This window comes from Sinorhizobium sojae CCBAU 05684, assembly GCF_002288525.1.
GTDB lineage: Bacteria > Pseudomonadota > Alphaproteobacteria > Rhizobiales > Rhizobiaceae > Sinorhizobium > Sinorhizobium sojae.
In genome coordinates this window covers 1,326,870-1,345,233 of the sequence record NZ_CP023068.1, presented here as the reverse complement: position 1 = coordinate 1,345,233, position 18,364 = coordinate 1,326,870, and the positions used below count along the sequence as shown (strand labels likewise).

The 18,364-nt window shown below is 58.9% G+C and carries 20 protein-coding genes and 3 pseudogenes; 14 read left to right on the top strand and 9 right to left on the bottom strand.

The window, feature by feature from the left end; translation table 11 throughout:
* Positions 1-15: 15 nt before the first annotated feature.
* Entirely contained in the window at positions 16-909 is an 894-nt protein-coding gene (locus SJ05684_RS23910) for an intradiol ring-cleavage dioxygenase (RefSeq protein ID WP_034859586.1), read from the bottom strand.
* 253 nt (positions 910-1,162) lie between these two features.
* Between SJ05684_RS23910 and SJ05684_RS23905 the strand changes: the two genes are divergently transcribed.
* The 10 genes and pseudogenes from SJ05684_RS23905 to SJ05684_RS23860 all read left to right on the top strand — a co-directional run.
* On the top strand, positions 1,163-1,900 hold the full coding sequence (locus tag SJ05684_RS23905) for a GntR family transcriptional regulator (RefSeq protein WP_034859584.1): 738 nt from the start codon (positions 1,163-1,165) through the stop codon (positions 1,898-1,900).
* Positions 1,900-2,721, top strand: coding sequence for a sugar phosphate isomerase/epimerase family protein (locus tag SJ05684_RS23900; RefSeq protein WP_034859583.1), 822 nt, complete (start codon positions 1,900-1,902; stop codon positions 2,719-2,721). Before SJ05684_RS23905 ends, SJ05684_RS23900 begins: the two co-directional genes overlap by 1 nt.
* Positions 2,722-2,767: 46 nt before the next feature.
* A complete protein-coding gene (locus SJ05684_RS23895; RefSeq protein WP_034859582.1) occupies positions 2,768-3,436 on the top strand; it encodes an amino acid ABC transporter permease in 669 nt (222 codons plus the stop codon).
* 9 nt (positions 3,437-3,445) lie between these two features.
* On the top strand, positions 3,446-4,096 hold the full coding sequence (locus SJ05684_RS23890) for an amino acid ABC transporter permease (protein WP_034859580.1): 651 nt from the start codon (positions 3,446-3,448) through the stop codon (positions 4,094-4,096).
* 41 nt (positions 4,097-4,137) lie between these two features.
* A complete protein-coding gene (locus SJ05684_RS23885) occupies positions 4,138-4,962 on the top strand; it encodes a transporter substrate-binding domain-containing protein (protein WP_034859578.1) in 825 nt (274 codons plus the stop codon).
* A 110-nt stretch (positions 4,963-5,072) separates the two neighbouring features.
* Complete coding sequence (locus SJ05684_RS23880) at positions 5,073-5,846, top strand: amino acid ABC transporter ATP-binding protein (protein WP_034859577.1); 774 nt, start codon at positions 5,073-5,075, stop codon at positions 5,844-5,846.
* 17 nt (positions 5,847-5,863) lie between these two features.
* Positions 5,864-6,724, top strand: coding sequence for a shikimate dehydrogenase (locus SJ05684_RS23875; RefSeq protein ID WP_034859576.1), 861 nt, complete (start codon positions 5,864-5,866; stop codon positions 6,722-6,724).
* Between the two features lie 14 nt (positions 6,725-6,738).
* Entirely contained in the window at positions 6,739-7,107 is a 369-nt protein-coding gene (locus tag SJ05684_RS23870) for a 5-carboxymethyl-2-hydroxymuconate Delta-isomerase (RefSeq protein WP_034859575.1), read from the top strand.
* Positions 7,108-7,140: 33 nt separating this feature from the next.
* A complete protein-coding gene (aroQ, locus tag SJ05684_RS23865) occupies positions 7,141-7,590 on the top strand; it encodes a type II 3-dehydroquinate dehydratase (protein ID WP_034859574.1) in 450 nt (149 codons plus the stop codon).
* A gap of 19 nt (positions 7,591-7,609) precedes the next feature.
* Positions 7,610-8,227: pseudogene (locus tag SJ05684_RS23860) on the top strand (Gfo/Idh/MocA family protein); the annotation flags it as partial.
* 136 nt (positions 8,228-8,363) lie between these two features.
* Here the strand turns inward: SJ05684_RS23860 and SJ05684_RS23855 are convergent.
* Both SJ05684_RS23855 and SJ05684_RS23850 read right to left on the bottom strand, forming a co-directional pair.
* A complete protein-coding gene (locus tag SJ05684_RS23855) occupies positions 8,364-10,202 on the bottom strand; it encodes a PHA/PHB synthase family protein (protein ID WP_034859591.1) in 1,839 nt (612 codons plus the stop codon).
* 282 nt (positions 10,203-10,484) lie between these two features.
* The gene (locus SJ05684_RS23850; protein WP_034859573.1) at positions 10,485-11,300 is read right to left on the bottom strand and encodes a class I SAM-dependent methyltransferase; all 816 of its coding nucleotides are present in this window, start codon (positions 11,298-11,300) and stop codon (positions 10,485-10,487) included.
* Here SJ05684_RS23850 and SJ05684_RS30090 point away from each other — a divergent pair.
* Complete coding sequence (locus SJ05684_RS30090; RefSeq protein ID WP_162098830.1) at positions 11,295-11,819, top strand: hypothetical protein; 525 nt, start codon at positions 11,295-11,297, stop codon at positions 11,817-11,819. The two genes, SJ05684_RS23850 and SJ05684_RS30090, sit on opposite strands and share 6 nt — an antisense overlap.
* A 73-nt stretch (positions 11,820-11,892) precedes the next feature.
* Here the strand turns inward: SJ05684_RS30090 and SJ05684_RS23840 are convergent.
* From SJ05684_RS23840 to SJ05684_RS23815, 5 genes and pseudogenes are all read right to left on the bottom strand, one after another.
* Positions 11,893-12,306 (bottom strand): annotated as a pseudogene (locus SJ05684_RS23840) (enoyl ACP reductase FabMG family protein); the annotation flags it as partial.
* A gap of 447 nt (positions 12,307-12,753) precedes the next feature.
* The gene (locus SJ05684_RS23830) at positions 12,754-13,350 is read right to left on the bottom strand and encodes a mobile mystery protein B (RefSeq protein WP_034859245.1); all 597 of its coding nucleotides are present in this window, start codon (positions 13,348-13,350) and stop codon (positions 12,754-12,756) included.
* Positions 13,347-13,808, bottom strand: a complete 462-nt coding sequence (locus SJ05684_RS23825) for a mobile mystery protein A (RefSeq protein ID WP_034859244.1) — start codon at positions 13,806-13,808, stop codon at positions 13,347-13,349. The genes SJ05684_RS23830 and SJ05684_RS23825 overlap by 4 nt, the downstream gene beginning before the upstream one ends.
* Before the next feature lie 491 nt (positions 13,809-14,299).
* The gene (locus SJ05684_RS23820; RefSeq protein WP_034859262.1) at positions 14,300-14,704 is read right to left on the bottom strand and encodes a hypothetical protein; all 405 of its coding nucleotides are present in this window, start codon (positions 14,702-14,704) and stop codon (positions 14,300-14,302) included.
* 29 nt (positions 14,705-14,733) lie between these two features.
* Entirely contained in the window at positions 14,734-15,093 is a 360-nt protein-coding gene (locus SJ05684_RS23815; RefSeq protein ID WP_034859241.1) for a nuclear transport factor 2 family protein, read from the bottom strand.
* A 160-nt stretch (positions 15,094-15,253) separates the two neighbouring features.
* On the opposite strand from SJ05684_RS23815, the gene SJ05684_RS23810 reads away from it, so the two are divergent.
* The 3 genes and pseudogenes from SJ05684_RS23810 to SJ05684_RS23795 all read left to right on the top strand — a co-directional run bounded on the left by SJ05684_RS23810 (position 15,254) and on the right by SJ05684_RS23795 (position 17,163).
* Positions 15,254-16,051: a helix-turn-helix domain-containing protein gene (locus tag SJ05684_RS23810; protein ID WP_034859239.1), complete on the top strand. Its 798-nt coding sequence runs from the start codon at positions 15,254-15,256 to the stop codon at positions 16,049-16,051.
* A gap of 529 nt (positions 16,052-16,580) precedes the next feature.
* Positions 16,581-16,853 (top strand): type II toxin-antitoxin system RelB/DinJ family antitoxin, encoded by a 273-nt coding sequence (locus SJ05684_RS23800; protein ID WP_085939157.1) that lies wholly within the window; start codon positions 16,581-16,583, stop codon positions 16,851-16,853.
* Positions 16,850-17,163 (top strand): annotated as a pseudogene (locus SJ05684_RS23795) (type II toxin-antitoxin system RelE/ParE family toxin). The gene SJ05684_RS23800 and the pseudogene SJ05684_RS23795 overlap by 4 nt, the downstream one beginning before the upstream one ends.
* 273 nt (positions 17,164-17,436) lie before the next feature.
* On the opposite strand, the gene SJ05684_RS23790 reads toward SJ05684_RS23795, so the two are convergent.
* Positions 17,437-18,306, bottom strand: a complete 870-nt coding sequence (locus tag SJ05684_RS23790; RefSeq protein WP_034859237.1) for a PGN_0703 family putative restriction endonuclease — start codon at positions 18,304-18,306, stop codon at positions 17,437-17,439.
* Positions 18,307-18,364 lie beyond the last annotated feature (58 nt).

The window sequence follows — 18,364 nt, the reverse complement described above, 5'->3', positions numbered from 1 at the left end:
TCTGCTGATCGTGATTTATTTGATCGGGGGACGCGGCAAAACGGCTTCGCCGGGCTCCATGACATAGGTGTAGTCGAGCGAGAACCAGGGACCAGGAATATCCGTTTCGGTCGGATGGGGCTCCTCATGACGAATGAAGTCGCCGATCAGCGCTGCCGTGACACCGAACTGAACATCGGAGTCGATGTTCGGGTCGCTGGGGTCGAAGACCTGGGAAATCAGCGTCTTGTATCCGTGCTTGAAGATCAGTGCGTGCAGGTGCGCTGGTCGGTACGGATGGCGTCCCTGAACTTTGAGCAGGCGTCCGACTACGCCGTCGACCGGTATCGGATACCCGACCATCTTGACGGTCCTGAACCAGAACCGACCTTGCTCGTCGGTCATGAATTTACCGCGCAAGTTCATCTCGGCCTGGTCCGGGTCCTGGTTTTCATAAAGACCGACGGGAGATGCATGCCACACATCCACTTCGGCGCCGGCGATTGGCTTACCGTCGCGGTCAACGACCTTGGCGTGCACGAACAAGGGAGTGCCCGGCGTCTCGGATCGGATGATCGACCCGCCATTTTCGACACGCGGAGAGTTGAGGCGCCAGAATGGGCCCAACAGCGACTGGGAGGTCTCAGTCTGTCCTCTGTCGCCATTGTTCAGCAGGCAGACAAGTGAAGACACGCCAAGAGAACCGGCCATCAGCACAAACTCGTTGTGGTGATCGGTATGCAGCTTCCCGATCTCGTTCAGAATGGCTGTCGCCTCCCGAAATTCGACCTCGGTCAGTCGAACGTCGCGCACGAAGGCATGAAGATGCTTGACCATCGCGACAAGGATTTCTCGCAGGCGGGGGTCTTCAGTGCGATTCATCGCAGCGAGAACGGCTGGCGTCAGATCGCTTTCAGTTTTGATCACCATGTGGGCTACCTCCCGATTTCCCCGACTATCAGGATAATCGATTATCTGTCAAGGCCGCCGAACATTCTCGCGGCGCCAATAAGCCAAATGAAACAGGATGGCGGAATGTAACGTGTTGATTTAAGTTACATACCGCTTGCGGAGAGGGAGCTGAGGCTTAACTTTGTGCAGATTTCAGCGCTCTGAAGTTGACACGAATAATCGTTTATTGTATCGATCATCGACAACCAGTTGGGGAGCCTTGGGAGGAACAATGGTACCGGATGACGACGGCGCATTTGCTCCGACGACAGAAGATGCTCCATCGTCTTCTGGCTTTCTCGATGATGGCAAAAACACAATTGGGAGCCAGCTTGCATCCCGCCTTCGTGAGGCGATCATCTCCGGCGAGCTTCAGGCCGGCAGCAAGATCAATCTCGACAAGGCGCGCAAGACGTTCAACGTAAGCCTCAGCCCGCTGCGAGAAGGGTTGGCGCGGTTGATATCGGACGGTCTAGTAGAGTTCGAGGACAATCGCGGCTACCGCGTTTCATCAATTTCCTTGGCCAATCTCGAAGAGATCACCACCCTGCGCGAAGAATTTGAAGTCTTCGCGCTTCGCGAGTCGATGCGGCTCGGCGATGTGGAGTGGGAGGGCAACGTCATGCGCGCGCTGCATCGCCTTAACCGCACCGAGCGTGACGCGGCTCGGCCGGAGACGCTGGAGCGCTGGGAAGAGCTTCACCGCGAATTTCATCTGACACTCATATCTGGCTGCGGGAAGCCGATCCTGCTCCATTTCTGCAGATTGCTTCTTAATCTCAACGACCGGTATCGCCGGGTGTTTCTGACTCGCACGTCGGGTGACCGCAACGTCAGCCAGGAGCACAGTGAGATTGCTCAGGGAGCCGTCGCGCGGGATCTGGACTATGCGTGCGACATGTTGCGTCAGCATATTCACCGCACGGGAACCAATCTGCGCAAACACCTGGCGACAAAGGGGATCTTGTGATGACCGTCGCGACGCCAAGACCGGGGCTTGAGCTGGGCGTGGCGCATTTTTCATCCATCGCGCTGCCGCCCAAGGAATTCGCCGTGATAGCTGCTCGGTCGGGTTTTGCGTCGATAGGTCTGCGTCTGCACCCCGCCTTTTCCGGAGCCCCTTTCTACGAGTTGCCGGTGGGCAGCCAGAATGCCCAGGAGTTCAAGACAGTTGCCGATGGCGAAGGCATCAAGGTGTTCGATATCGAGTTCTTCGTGATTGACGAGAACTTCGTTGCGGCCTCACATGAGGCGACCGTGGCAGCGGCTGCGAACATAGGGGCGCGCCGGCTGAGTGTTTGCGGCGATGATCGAGACGGCGGCCGTCTTGCTACGAACCTCTCGGAGTTTTGCGCCTTGGCGGCGCTATATGGCATGTCAGTCGACATCGAAAACATGGGCTGGCGGACGGTAAGAACCTTTGGCGACAGCGTTTCGGTCGTGAATTCCTGTGGAGCAGAGAACGCCGGTGCCCTCGTTGACGGGATTCACTTCTTTCGAAACGGCGCCTCCATCGACGAGCTTCGCGGACATGCAGATAAGGTAAAACACCTCCAGCTTTGCGACGTCCGCGGGCCTGCTCCCAAAACATCGGACGCAATGATCGCCGAGGCAAGAAGCGGTAGGCTCGCGCCTGGAGAAGGCGAATTGCCGCTGAAGGACCTCTGGGCGGCAACCGAATACGGCGCCGCTATCTCGGTTGAAGTGCCACTCGTCGGGCCGGTGGACCCGGAGGCACATCTAAAACATCTGCATGAAAGCGTACTGCGGATTTTGAAACCGGATCATTGATCCGGCGCCGACCCGGCGTAGGCCGGTCGGAGGGAGGAAGTCATACATGACTTATACGCTTGATTTCGGTGCGGTCCTCGACCGCGCCCCGGAATTGCTATGGGGTTCGCTTGGAACGCTTGGCCTTGCGTTGGCTGGGATGCTTCTCGCACTCGTGATCGGACTCCTGGGCGTTGTTGCAAGGACTTCCAAGAGCGAGATCACGCGCACTCTCGTGATGGTCTTCGTCGAGGTCGTGCGTAATACGCCATTCCTGGTGCAGATCTTCTTCATATATTTTGCGCTTCCTCTCATGGGCATTCGCCTCAATCCGACCGTTACGGCAATCATTGCCCTCGGCATCAATGGTGGGGCGTACGCAATCGAGATTATCCGAGGTGGGGTCGAGAGCGTGTCGCGCGGCCAGATCGAGGCAGGTTTCGCACTTGGACTGTACAAGGCGGACGTCTTCCGGCTCATCGTGCTCAAGCCGGCGCTGCGGGCGATATATCCCTCGCTCACAAGCCAGTTCATCATGCTGACACTGACAACGTCTGTCTGCACGTCAATAGCCGCCTACGAACTGACCTCGGCCGCTCAGCGCATTGAGTCTGACACCTTCCGCAGCTTCGAAGTCTATTTCACGGTGACGGCTATCTATCTGGTTATCTCGACCCTGATGATGGGCCTCTTTGCCCTCATTTCTCGCCACTACTTCAACTACCCGACGCGATAGGAGGCAGCCATGGGTCCCATCGGCGAAAATGAATTCTTCTTTTTGATGCAGGGTTTGAAGTGGACCGTGCTGCTCGCGATCGTGGGCTTCATCGGTGGGGGGATATTCGGAATCCTGATCGCGCTGCTGCGCACCTCGAAGACGAAGGCCGCCCGGAGGATCACCGCAGGCTATATCGGCGTCTTCCAGGGCACGCCCCTTCTGATGCAGCTCTTCGTTGTCTATTACGGCGTTGCGCTGTTGGGCATCGAGGTCAATGCGTGGATCGCGGTCGCAATCGCCTTCACGCTCCATGCCAGTGCTTTCCTGGGAGAGATCTGGCGCGGCTCCATCGAGGCAGTGCCGAAGGGCCAGACGGAAGCCGCCAACGCCCTCGGTCTGCATTATGTCTCGCGGATGAAAGACGTCATCCTGCCGCAGGCCCTGAAAATCTCGATGCCGGCCACGATCGGCTTCCTTGTCCAGCTCATCAAGGGCACGTCGCTGGCAGCAATCGTCGGCTTCATTGAACTCACTCGCGCCGGCCAGATCATTTCAAACCAGACCTATCGTCCGCTGCTCGTCTTCGGGATCGTCGGCGCAATCTACTTCATCATTTGCTGGCCGCTCTCCCATGCCGGAAGTGGCCTCGAAAAACGGATGGCGAAAGCTGCCCGCTAATCGCTTCGCTCGAAGCAAAACTCTTGAGGAGGAGAATAAGCATGCATAACAATCGTAGGAATTTTCTCGGACTTGCACTGGCAACCGTTGCCTTCGCTACCGTTGGCGCTGCCACCGCCTCTGCGGCAAGTGTGGAGGAAATCAAGGCAAAGGGCACGCTTGTGGTCGGCATCCAGGGCGACAATGCCCCATGGGGGTTCGTCAACACAAGCGGCGTGCAGGACGGCTTCGACGCTGACGTCGCCAACCTTTTTGCCAAGGAATTAGGCGTGAAGGTTCAATTCCAGCCGCTCGCCGTTGCCAACCGAATTCCGGCGCTTACGACCGGCAAAGTCGACATCCTGTTCGCAACGATGGCGATGACGGAAGAACGCGCGAAATCGATTCAATACAGCAAGCCCTACGCCGCCAACGCGATTTCGCTTTATGCCGCGAAGTCCGACACGGTTACGAAGCCTGAAGACGTTGCGGGATGGGAGATCGGCGTTCCGAAGTCCAGTTCGCAGGATAAGGCAGTAACGGACGCCGTCGGGTCCACCGCAACGGTTCGCCGCTTTGATGACGACGCCGCAACCATCCAGGCGCTCATCTCCGGACAGGTAAAGGCAATTGGCGGCAACCAGTTCTATGGCCAGCGTCTGGACGCGGCGAGTCCCGGCACCTATGAGCCCAAGATTAACTTTCTGACGACCTACAACGGCGTCGGGACCCGGCTCGGCGAGAAGGACTGGAACGAAGCCGTCAACGCCTTCATCGACAAGATCAAGGCCAATGGTGAGCTCGCCGCCATCACGAAGAAGTGGATGGCGATCGATTTGCCGCAGTTCCCTGAATCCATTCCGAACATCCCGTTCACCGTCAATTAGAGCGCGTGTCGATCTGACTGGATCAGATCGGCGCTCTAACGCTTTCTTTCTGACGCATGATCTTATCGATCCTCGTTTCACTCCGGTCGGATCATGCTCTAAAGCCCCATATGGAGAGTTCCGTGCTCAATTCCGCAAACGATCAATCGACGCTGATTTCCCTTGAGGACGTGCAGAAGTGGTACGGCGCTTTCCATGCCTTGAAATCCATCAGTCTGTCGGTTCGCAAGGGCGAAAAAATCGTCCTCTGCGGGCCGTCAGGCTCCGGGAAATCAACGTTAATCCGCTGCATCAACGCCCTCGAAACGATCGAGGACGGCAAGATCGTCGTCGAGGGTCAGGTACTGGACGGAAGCACCAAATCCGTCGATGCGATACGTCGCGAGGTGGGAATGGTCTTCCAGAGCTTCAATCTCTTCCCGCACATGACCGTACTTCAGAACTGTACACTCGCCCCGATGCGTGTTCGAGGCACAAGCCACACTGACGCAGAGCGACTGGCTCGAAAATATCTCGAGCGCGTTCGAATCCTGGATCAGGCGGAAAAGTATCCTGCGCAGCTATCCGGCGGACAACAGCAACGCGTTGCCATCGCTCGCGCGCTCTGCATGGAGCCGAAGGTCATGCTCTTCGACGAACCGACCTCTGCCCTCGATCCTGAAATGGTGAAGGAGGTGCTCGACACCATGATCGGGCTCGCCCGTGACGGCATGACGATGATCTGTGTCACGCACGAAATGGGGTTTGCCCGTCAGGTCGCTGATCGCGTCATCTTCATGGCCTCCGGAGAAATCGTCGAAGAGGCCGAACCGGAGGTCTTCTTCAAGTCTCCCAAGCACCAACGCACGAAAACCTTCCTCGGCGAAATCCTGGCCCACCACTGACGTTCGAAAGCGATGCAATGCACGACAAGAAATTCCTCGTGGGACTGATCGGTGCCGACATCCAAATGTCAAAGTCGCCCGCCCTCCACGAAACGGAGGCTCGACACCAGGGCCTCGATTACCGTTACGAGCTTCTCGATCTGGCCGAGCGAGGCCTTCGCGCCTCGGCGCTACCGGACCTCCTCGACGAGGAAGAGCGGCGCGGTTTTGCCGGGAGCAACATTACACATCCGTGCAAGCAGACGGTGATCGCCCACCTCAATCGCCTTTCCGAGGATGCAGAGATGCTCGGTGCGGTCAACACCGTGGTCTTTCGTAACGGCGAGAGGATCGGCCACAACACTGATTGGTACGGTTTCTACGAGAATTTCCAGCGCGGCCTTCCTGACGTCGCGACGTCGCATGCCGTCCTGCTTGGCGCCGGCGGCGCCGGTGTCGCCGTGGCGCATGCCGCAATCAAGCTCGGTATTGAGAGATTATCGATCTTTGACCAGGAATCGAAACGGGCAGAAACCTTGGCTGGGCATTTGAACGATCGGTTCTCAAGGGATTGTGCTCGTGCCACGACGGATGTCGGCAGCGCCCTGCGCTCCGCGGACGGCCTCATCCACGCGACGCCGACGGGTATGAAGAGCCATCCTGGTTTGCCGATCGACGCGGAATGGCTTCTGCCACGGCATTGGGCCGCCGACATCGTCTATATGCCACTCGTCACAGAGCTCCTTGCTCTCGCCGAAAGAAAAGGCTGCCGGACCCTTCGTGGCGGCGGCATGACCGTCTACCAGGCAGCAGCGGCTTTCGAATTGTTCACCGGGATAGCACCCGACGCAGAGCGCATGTCCCGTCACTTTATGGACTTGTGCCGCCTGTCGGCTTGATGGGGAGATCCCAAATGCCGCATATCATCATCGATTATAGCCGGGGCGCAGGCGAGCATGTGGCCATCGACCGGCTGACGCTCACCGTGCATCGCTGCGTTCGCGATGGCGGCCTTGTGAAACCGTCCGCCGTGCGCACGCTTGCGCGGGAGGCGACATACTCCTGCGTGGGCGATGAGCATGTCGACAATCATTTCATCCAAATCATCGTGCGAATGGCACCGGGTCGTACTGCAGAGACCAAGCAGAAGCTTCTCACTGCCGTTCTCGAGGCCGCGCGGGCGATCGCCGCGCCTGCTCTCGAAGGGGGAAGGCTCGGCTTGCGCGCAGATCTTTACGAGTCGGACCCTGATTTTGCTGTTCAAGCAATCGCGTTCGTCTGACCAGGACGACGTGCTCAAGAAGGACACTATGCCATGAGCCTGATCTACGTTCTCAATGGACCAAACCTCAACCTGCTTGGCAAACGCCAGCCGCACATCTACGGGCATGAAACGCTCGCAGACGTGGAGGCGGACTGCCGCAAACTGGCAGCCGAACTCGGCCATGAAATCCGCTTTCATCAGAGCAACCGGGAATACGAGATCATCGATTGGATTCATGAGGCGCGCGAGGACGGTGCGGGCATCGTCATCAATCCTGCGGCCTTTACCCATACCTCACTCGCCATTCTCGACGCTCTGAACACATTTGAAGGGCCTGTGATCGAGATCCACATCTCCAATGTGCACAAGCGCGAAAGCTTCCGACACAATTCGTTCGTTTCTCACCGCGCGGACGGGGTGATCTGCGGCCTTGGAACAGAAGGATACCAGCTTGGCATCCGACGCGCGGCGACAATGATCAAGGCGGCGGGCAAGGGCTGAGGGAGCATGACCCAACGGGCTGGCCGTAGTTGGGGCAGGCCTCATCGGTAAGCGCCATATTCAGCACGTCCTGGCCGAGCCCTCGGCGCAACTCAGTGCCGTGGTCGATCCCACGTCGGTTGGCGAGAATATTGCCAAGGAAGCCAGCGTGAAGTGGTTTCCAATCTTCGCGGACATGATTGCCGCAGACCAAGCCTGAGGGGATCATCGTGGCTACGCCCAACCAGGCTCACGTCCAGAACGGGTTGGAAGCCGTTGAAGCCGGCGTTCCCGCGCTGATCGAGAAGCCTATCGCCGACGACATTATATCCGGGGAAAAGCTGATCGCAGCGGCTGAGGCAAAAGGTGTTCCTCTTTGACCGGCCATCACCGCCGACACAATCCGGTGATGCATAAGGCAAAGGAAATCATCGAAAGCGGGAAGCTCGGCCGCGTTCTTGTTGTCAATGCGATGTTCTGGCTATTCAAGCCCGACGATTACTTCGACATCTCGTGGCGTCGTGAGCGCGGTGCGGGGCCGGTTTTCCTCAATCTCATCCACGATGTCGATAATCTGCGCTACCTTTTCGGCGATGTGGCCGCCGTTCAGGCACGCGAGTCCAACGCGGTGCGCGGCAACGCAGTTGAGGAAACAGCAAGGGGTCGACAGCAGCCGCACCTTGCTAACATCTGGTGCAGCTTAGCGGTCGAGTGTTCCCGCTCTGGGCTTAAGAGATCGCATAACTGGAATCGCAAAGAATGACAGGGTCGCAACTGCGGCCGACGCGGGCAGCTTATCGCTGATGCACATAAGTGCCGGGCGCATCCCCGATCGGGGGATAGCCTTTCTTCCGGGCGCCGATAGCTGGAGGAGCCACCCGTTCCCGCGCAGAGTGACTGGCGAGCCACTCGACCCAATCCGGCCACCATGAGCCGTCCTTCGATAAGGCTGCCACGGCCCATTCCTCGGCACTGACGCCAGAATCGACCTCGCGCGTCAATGCGATGCGAAAACGTCTGCCGGGGTGGTCTGGTTCGGAGATGATGCCGGCGTTGTGGCCCCCGCTTGTCAGCACAAAGGTGACGTCGGTATCGGTGAGATAATGTATCTTGTAGACCGAGGGCCATGGTGCGACATGATCTCGCTCCGTCCCGACGACGAACATGGGAAGCCGGATGTTTTGGAGGTGAGCCGGGCGCCCGTCAACGATGAAACGGCCGGAGGCAAGTTCGTTGTCGAGATAGAGGCGCTGCAGATATTCCGCATGCATCCTGTAGGGCATGTGGGTCGAGTCTGCGTTCCATGCCATGAGATCGCTCATGGGGGTGCGCCCACCGATCAGGTAGTCGTGGACGAGGCGCGACCACACGAGATCGTTGGTGCGCAGCAGTTGAAATGCGCCCGCCATCTGATCGGCGGAGAGACAGCCGCTATGCCACATCATGCTCTCGAGATAGTGCATCTGGCTGTGGTCGATGAAGCGCGCCAGTTCGCCAGGTTCGGAGAAGTCCGTCTGAGCGGCAAACAGCGTAACGGATGCCAATCGCTTGTCTTCGGCGCGCGCCATCGCGGCCGCCGCGATTGCCAAAAGCGTCCCTCCAAGGCAGTAGCCCGTTGCGTGGATCTTGCGTTCAGGAACGATGGCGCTGACGGCATCGAGCGCGGCCATGATTCCCAGCCGCCGGTAATCGTCGAGAGTAAGGTCGCGGTCGTTCGCGGTCGGATTGCGCCAGGAAATGCAAAAGACTGTATGGCCTCGAGACACGAGATAACGGACGAGCGAATTACGGGGTGAAAGGTCGAGAATGTAGTATTTCATGATCCAGGCCGGCACGATCAGGATCGGCTCGGCCAAGACGTTCTCCGTCGCAGGCGAATACTGGATCAGCTCGATCAGGTTATTTCGGTAGACGACCTTTCCGGGCGTCGCCGCGATATCCCGTCCTACCCGGAACGCCTCCATCCCGACCGGGGGCTGTCTCATGGCCAGCCGACTGGTGTCTTCGAGCCAGTTGCGGAATCCCTGCGCGAAGTTCGCCCCGCCCGTCTCCATTGCCTTGTGGATCACTTCTGGGTTGGCGAAGGGAATGTTGGACGGCGAGAACACGTCCAACAGCTGCCGCGTCGTGAAGGAGACGACGTCCTCGTGGTGCGGTGTCATTCCGGGGATATTGTGCGTTAGATTGTGCCACCACTGCTGGCACAGCAAGAACGCCTGAGCCCAGACGGTGTAGGGTTGCTTTTGCCAGCCCTCCGCACGAAACCGGTTGTCTCCCGGCAGCGCATCGATGCAGGCCGGCGTGTCTGGACGAGTAGCGGCTGCAGCCATGTAAGTCAGCAATTGGCCCCAATTCTGCGCGGCCTTGTTCGCAAGTTCCATGCGCTTGCCCGGAGCCGACGCGAGGTGAATCGACCAGTCGAAGAAGGCGAGCGCCAATGCGGCAGGTGAAAGACCTCCCGTCGCCATTGCACTCAGAGCCTCACGCATCCGATCGATCGCCCGGAAAGCTTCGCTCCCCAAGTCCTCGTCCTCGTGCGGCAACGCCGATTGCGCCGCTACCGAGATAACCGGCCCAAATTCCGTTGGGCGGTCTGCAACCAAGGCTTGTCTGTCACGCGTAAGCGTCTCCATCGCGAAACTCCATTCAGCCCCTGCCGCGTTGATGCCGATCAATGCCCGATCGCCGGTGGGGAAGTGTCCTCGATCGGAGCAAGTAGACGGAAGTTTTACTATTTGTGATGGTGCGCTGCTTCTCTGGTCTGTGCAAGTCAGCCTTTTGGGAGTCGCTTAACCAACGAAGGGCAGGTTCGGGCCGCCTTGCGCTGTAGGAAGGCACATCAACTTGCACAGAAGAGCTCAAACTCGTCAGTGTTCGGGAGGCGCACGGCGCTGTCTGGCTATGGTGCGAATGTCTCAGAAGCCATATCGAACCATTCGCCCCATACGACAGGGGGGCAGGATGGTCCTGAAGAGCTGCAGTGCAATCTGGGCGGGCGGTGACATTCGCGCAACCTGTCCGGTGTCCCAATCCGAATTGTCGTCCATGAGCTTTAGCCCGGGTACCTGCCGCTCCATCTCTGCCGGGTCGTCGAGCGCCCAATGGACACAGGCATCGGTGGCGCGGATCGCCGGATTGAAGCGCAGCAGTGGGATTGCGAAACTGCTATAGGCATCGAACGCTATCTCGCCCGACGGAAAGTGCTCGACGATCCGTCGCAGAACCTGCACGACCTGGTATTCCTTCAGATAAGGCAGAACGCCCTCGGCGACGATCATGGCCGGCCTATTGGCGGGAAGTTTCGCAATCCACCCGTGCTCGACGATCGAGCATGCAATCATCGCGCAGTCCGCACGGGCGGGGTAGATCTGCTGACGCAAGGAGATGACATCGGGAAAATCCAGTTCAAACCAACGAACTCCCGGCCCAGGATCTATCCGGAAGATGCGACTGTCGAGACCACAGCCGAGATGGAGAACAGTCGCTTCCGGGCAGCGCTGAAGGAATGCCTCGGTCCAGCGATCAAGCATATAGGCGCGCAGCGCAATGCCAATCGTCATGTCGTGGCCGACCGTAAGGTGCCCACTGACCTGATCGATACGGTGTAATGCATCTGCGGCGAAGCGGTCGCGAAGCAGCGAATCCGGCATTCCACTTTCGGTTGCCTTGGCTTGGAGCGTAATCAGCAGGGTTTCCCTTGCGCCGGTGAGGCGGATTTGCTCCGGTTGCATGGCTTTCTCCGAGGTGCGGCATCAGGAGGGTACTCTCTCTGTCGCATCAGCAGCAACGATTTCTTATCCGCGCATCCAATCCTCCTGGAGCGCTTCAAGAATATTGCTCATCTCTCCGAGGACGACCGTTTGAGACACGAGGAAATCCAAAGCTGCGTCGCGCCAGGGGTTTCGATTCAAGTTGTCCATGCTGCGACCTTCAAAATCTTGGTTCCTAGGCTTCAATCAGGGGGACTGGACGCCATTGGTCTTTTGGGCATTCTCATGGACCCTCTCGGATGCCAGCCGCAACTGACACGATTGTCTCAACAGACGAGAGCCGAGCTCTGCGGCCGCGGCGATGTCGCCGAAGAGCAGGCCGGCTTCAGCGATTATGCTCTGGTCGATTGCCCCGGCGTCTTTCGGGTTGAAATCACGGAGCAGCACGAGCAGCGCCTCGATTCTTCGCCGCTGCTCGTCGGCAGCGGTCAGCAGGCGGTGCACGATCCGGTGGCGTTCAAGCCTTTCCAGGTCGTGTAGCGCCCCGTCCACACGGTCGCGGCAATCGCTATCGATGGCGCTGCTCAGGACCGCGCCTCGCATCCGACCGACTGCGCGGCTGACCACCCGACGCCTCCACGCGCTCACGGATCGCTGCGCTGAAGTCGATAAGATGTTGAAAGGTGATTGCGGAGACTTCCTCGAAGTTCTGCAGGATGAGCTTGCCCATGTCGCTGTCGAGCAGGGCTTGCGACGACATGTGGCGGGGACCGCGTCCCTTGTAGATTCGGTTGGCGACGACCAGGAAAACCTTAGCCTTCGGGATGCCGCCGGCCATTGTGTGGGCGAAGAAGACATTGCGGCCGTCGGCAATCATTCCGTCGAGAACGGCCATGACCTGCGAAAGCGAATTCGTAAACCGTGCGGTGGCGATGTCCCGGCACTGTTTGATGTAGTCCCAATCGAGCGTGTCCTGTTCCCAGCTCTCCAGCGTCATGGCTGCGAGGAGATCCGTCGGAGTGGGGCCCCTGCCGGACCGTCGCTTTGCGCCGGCATGGACGCTGGACTGCCAATCGCTCTGGCACTTGCGGGAGACCGTCGCAGGCGGAGAGAAACTGATCAAAATCAACGACCATCGCTTCCTCGAATGCAGCCTCCATGCTTGCTCTAGCGCGCGATGCCCGTGCGCCGGCATCGGCGACGTCCTTATCGGCCAGGATCTTCTCGATAGCTTCTGAGTCTCATCAAGAACAATTGCGGACCAGCGGAGGCGGAAAAATTCTGCTTCCGCAAGGGTCAGCAGCAAGTTTCGCTTTAGTGCACTTGCGAGCGTGCAGGCGTCGACGAAGGCGGTGAAGCGATTAGCGAACAAGCTTACACCCGACCGCCTCCAAGAACTATGCCGCTTCAGCTGCCGGTTCGCCGGTTCGAACGTACGTGCCGCAGCGAAACAAACCAGAGGAAGATCTCTGCATTAGGCGCGCGCGAATTCCAGCAGCGGCCCGATGTCATGATTGTCCGCTGCGCGTAGTGCGGCGACATAACGGGCGCGCAGTTCGCCGACGTCGGCCAGACTGCCGCCGCCCCAACTGAAAGGCTCGCCTCCAAGGCGCTCAATTAGAAGATCAGCCGCCAGTCGCGCATGACGACCGTTTCCGTTCGGAAATGGGTGGACCGCGACCAGCCGATAATGGAACCGGATCGCGATCTCATCCCGCAGAAAAGTCTCATGCTCGATCCAGTAGCGAATGTCGCCCAATAGACTCGCGAGCTCGATTCCGATGCGGTAGGCCTGAACTCCAATGTTGCGCTCCGACGTCCGGAACATGCCGGCCCATCGCCAAACGTCCCCGAACATTCGCTTGTGCAGTGTCCGCACGAAGTCTTCAGTGAGCATCTGCTCAAGGGGGAAACGCCGGCGGCCGCGCGCCCAGGCCGCACCCTCAACGATGTTTTCCTGCTCGGCCTCGTTGAGGTCGCTACGGTGGGTGATCCAGGTTTGTAGCAAGCCCTCTCGCTCGTGCGGTTCAAGCGGCGTTGCGTCATCAGGCTTTTGGAAGAGATCCGTCATGTATCGTTCCAGAGATCGCGTTCAGAGAGCTTGTCGCGAATGTAGGCTTGGACGCGAGCTTCGAAATCTACATTCTCCGTTCCCTGAGCTTCCAACCTCATCGTGTGCGCAACGCGCTGCAGCTCGCGTATCGCGATCTTGCGTGCCCGAGCCTCGACGACAGCTTGAAGCGAGCTGTTTGGAACGAGGGCGTAGACAAGCGTGCAATCGAGAGCCTCGGCGGCCCGGCGCAGTGTGTTGAGCTGGATCGTCCCTGCTGTTTCTGACTTCTCAATCGATTCGATGGTTTGGGGTCGAACGCCGATGCGCGCGCCGAGCTGCGCACCCGTCATGCCGAGAGCGTCGCGCAGCGCGCGTACCCATCCCTTCGGGGGCGCCCTGAACCGATCACTGGGCTGTAGTGCCTGAAGCCTTTCGTCGAGGCGCAGCCGGGCTCTTCTGCGAATATCGCTCTTCATCGGAATTCTCAGGCTATAGCTTGATTTCAAGCACGACTGTATCGGCCCATAGATTGATTTTCAATGAAAATTTTCAGCCTAAAAACTGTTTGTTTGAATGCGGTATCAGACTATAGACTGATGAGCGTCGTCGAAAATCAATCCACAGTTTGAGCATTGAACCACGCGACGTTGAGCTCAGTTGAAAAACAACGATGGATCCACGGTTCTATTCTCCTCAAGGCGAGGGATAGGAGTCGAGATTCGGGACTGGCAGCATGTTGCCGGTTTACGATCGTCTCGGGTGGAAAGTTCGCGTTTACGCTTCCTGGCTCGAATGAGCAAAAGGCGCAGCGTAGTTGACGTTCGCCAAGATCGGAAACGGCTGGTGGACTGGTTGCTCGACGTGTCCCGCACATTGGCACCCACGAGAAGCGCAGATAGTTTGGCAATTTCGAGATGCGCTGAGCCGGCACTCCAACAGAAGCGCGCACCGGCTCAGCGTAGCTGCGTCAGCCGAGGGCCTGCCGGCGCTGATGCCTCAGCCCCATATATTCGAGGTCGGTGATGATCAGGACGGCGACTGCCTGACCCACGACAAGTAGCGCCCCAACAACATTCGGAGCGATTGTGCCAGTCAACAACAAGGCCACGGATGCGACCCCCCATGCGAGATTGCCGGCGATGACAATCCAGACACCGATAGCGGGAATGGGACGTTGCGCCGCCACGATGGCGATGAACAGCGCCACTGGCAGCAGTACAAGGCCGGCGACGGTCATGAGCGTGCTGGAGAGGGCGGTGATCTTGGCAATGGCACGGGCGTCGGCAACCAGTCCCAGCCCCATGATGGCGCAGCTTGCTGCGTCGATGCCGAGAACGATACGCAAAAAATTGGGACGGTCGAATATGGTCATGGTCGTCTCCTTCAATTGGCGGCTTCCGCTCAGTCCGGGATCTTGTCGATAAAGCCGACAACATCATGCAGACGGCCGTTCCTGATGGTGCAAAAATCGGTGCCCTCGACGACCGGTTCAGCGCCCCCTGGTCCCAAACCCCAGGCAAAGCGCATAACCTCGCCGCAGCCGTCGGGCGTATTGAGGAGTTGGAAGACGAAGCCGGGAAACTGCCGGTGGACTCCGGCGATGAGGGCGTCGATCTCCTCATGGCCGGCGCCTCTCGTCAGTGGATCGGCATAAGCGCCATCCGTGGTCCAGAGATCGTCCAGCTTTTCGCGGCGTGCCTGCGGCTCCGTTTCATTCCAGAGAGCGATATAGAGATTAGCTAGGGTGTCCGTGGTGCGCATTTGTCTCTCCTTCGGGTCAATGCGTCTGGATGACGCTGAGACCCTGCCGAATCGCGAGACTGAAAGCGATTTCCCACGAGGTAATAGATGCGTGGTTTTTCCTGCTTGCTATGACCTGGAAGGTAATTGAACCGGCGCTGTCTTCTGGTTAGCCTTCGGTATGATACAGCCCCAGACGCCCTTCGGTTCCCTTTTTCGTTCGTGGCGCGAGCAGCGGCGCATCAGCCAGTTGGCGCTGGCTGCTGAAGCGGAGATTTCGCAAAAGCATCTGAGCTTCATAGAGAGTGGGCGTTCGGTACCCTCGCGCGATATGGTGTTGAGATTGTGCGAAAATCTCGATATTCCCTTGCGCGAACGCAATACGCTGTTGCTGGCAGCAGGGTATGCCCCCTTCTATCCGGAGCGTTCCCTCGACGATCCTTCGCTCGAGTCCGCGCTCAGGACCATTGAGACAATTCTCGAGGCCAGTGCACCCAATCCGGCACTGGCGATCGACCGGCACTGGAACATGGTGATCGGCAGTTCAGCCCTCAATCCGCTGATCGTGGGCGCGGACCCGGATCTGTTGAAGCCACCGGTTAATGTCATGCGGCTCAGTCTGCATCCCCGCGGTCTTGCGTCACGGATAATCAACTTGCGGGAATGGCGGCGACACCTTCTGCACAGGCTGGAGCGGCAGTTCCGGTTGAGTTGCGATCCAGAGATCGGCCGACTTCTCGATGAAGTGTCGCTTTATCAGCGGGACAGTGACGACGCGGACCGGAGGCTGGGTGGAGGCGGCAACGAGATCGCCGTGCCCTTACGCTTGCGCACGCAAGCCGGGGTGATCTCGTTCATCAGCACGGTGACCGTTTTCGGGACACCGGCCGAAATCAGCCTGTCGGAGGTGTCCATCGAGACCTTCTATCCTGCCGACGACGTATCGGCGGGGTTGCTCATGAAGTTGAGCGGCAACTGAGAGAACTGCTGATTCCTGACTCTACTTCATCAGCGAGAGTGTGAAATCCGGGAGCGTCCATATACTGCGGTAGCCATGCTACTGCGATGAAGATCGGCGCAAGCGCCACACAGATGAGCAAGATGAGGTCAATTATTCCTGCGAGGATGCGTTTGAAGATCATTATTTCTCCATAGAAGAACGTTCACGGTGCCAATTACACGGCAGTCTGATTTGGACGACAATCGGTCCTTCAAAATCAAGTTCTTCCAGCCAAAAAATCTTCTGGGCCCTGCTCACCAAGGGCGGCGTCTATCGGAGCCCGGCCGATATCATAGCCTGATCTCCGGGTTATGTAAGTTCACCGGCCACTGCGGATGGTCGGCGACGAGGCAAGGTGCCATGAGACGATGAACCAACGGGAGGGATCCCGGCGATGCACTTCGCCATGGTCTTCCTCGCCGCTAGCCGTGGTTTACCACGGCTAGCAGCGCAACTACAGTTGGCGTCATCGGTGAGTGGTACGCGTTGCCTGCCCTCGATCACGTAGATTGATGCCGACGTCAAAGAGCGCGCCACGGCGGTTCTAGAAAACATGGACCTCACGGATGCCGTTCGAATCCTGTTAACCCGGACGGCGAATGAAGGTGCTCTGCCGCTGGAACTTGTCAGCCATAGCGAGGCTTACGATGCCTGGTTCCGCGCTAAGGTGTTGCAGGCGCTCGAGGACACCCGACCGGACGTCGACGATGCTGACGCCGACGCGCACTTTCGGGTGCGTCGGGCAGCCGCCCTGCGTAAGGCCATGGCGGGTGACCGATGAGGCTTGTTTGGGCGCGATACGCCCTTGATGATGGGGACAACATCTTCGGTCACATTGAAAGCGAGAATCCGAAGGCGGCGGCCCACGTGGACGAGGAGATCGTCCGCGCAGCGCGTCGCCTTCTTGACTTTCCCGAAAGTGGTCGGCTGGCCGGATTGCCGGAAAGCGCAAGCTTGTCATCCCGCGCACGCCTTGCGTTGCAGCCTATGTGGTGATGTCCGAAAGGATCCGTATTCTGCCGCATGGCGCCCAGATGTGTCCCGACGAGCTTGACGACAGTAGCCCGCTTCCGCGTAGCTGGCCGCGCTGACGTTTCACGACGTCGCTGATCTCAAGCTTTCCATAGATCACGGCGACAGCGAGGGGCGCACCGCGATGAGTGAACTGTCCATCGACCGGGTTGCTCGGGAGCGTTTGGTGCGCCCATTCGCGTTTTGGCGTTGGACCGTCAGCTTGAACGCTTGAACTCACCTCCGACCGGCAAGATCGCGTTCTGTGCAAGCGGGTACTCCCAAATGCTTCGGGCCGATCGCCGGCTAGTAAGCGAGCAGCGTCTACCCCGCGGCGAGCGCTCTTGAGGCCCTCAACTGCCATCAAGTCCTCGCGACGAGACCTTCGCGATCTTTTTGTCGACCCATGCAGACAGATCGGCCCAAAGCTGCTGATCCAGCCCCACGCGGCGCGCAATCTCGATAACCCCTTGATACGAGATTGGCGTGACAGCGGCTTTACCGCTGCTATATCTCGGGTCGATCAGACCCAGCTTCGCCTTCCGTGCCGTGGGAAAACTTGGGTGGTCGGCAAAGGCGGCGACGGCGGCGGCCTGAAGCTCACGGTGCTCGCCTATCGCAGCCGCCAATACGGCATTTCGCATCCATTGATAAGCGTCGCCGGCGAAAGGGCAGGGCGCATAGTCTTCCGCCGGGTCGAGCGCGAAAACCTTGGGGATGTAATCCCAATAGCGGATCCGCTTGCCCGCAAGGGCACAGCGGGAACCCACGCCGCTTTTCGGATTGACCTGGTCTACATAGCTGCCATTGCACTGCGGTTGCCCGGATCGCGACACGGTGGTCTGACTGCATTTCCCGCCGGGCTCGGTAAACTTGCATTCAATAACCAGCGCGGCCTTCGAACCAACGGCAAGAGCGTCGACCTGCGTGGGCCGCGGTTCGCCCAAGTGCCGATCGGCATCTGTCCACTCGAGCGTTATCGACCAAGGGCCGCCGGGTGCCACGCCCACTTGCCGAGCGATGGCATCGAGGACGCGATCGCGGTCGATGCTCATCTTGAGTGTGCCGAACACATCAATGGCGATGGCCTGCGATGAATGAGGCTTGTGCGCCTGAATTCTGTTGGCGCTGTCACGATGCCAGGGAAATGTGAGCCAATCGCCGATGGCGGCGTGACTGGCTGGAAACAGGTTCTCCCGAACTGCCGTCAAATCATCTGTCATCAACAACCAGCCATTCAGATGCGGTCAGGCTATCCGTGGGCGTCAGCCTCATGGAGGC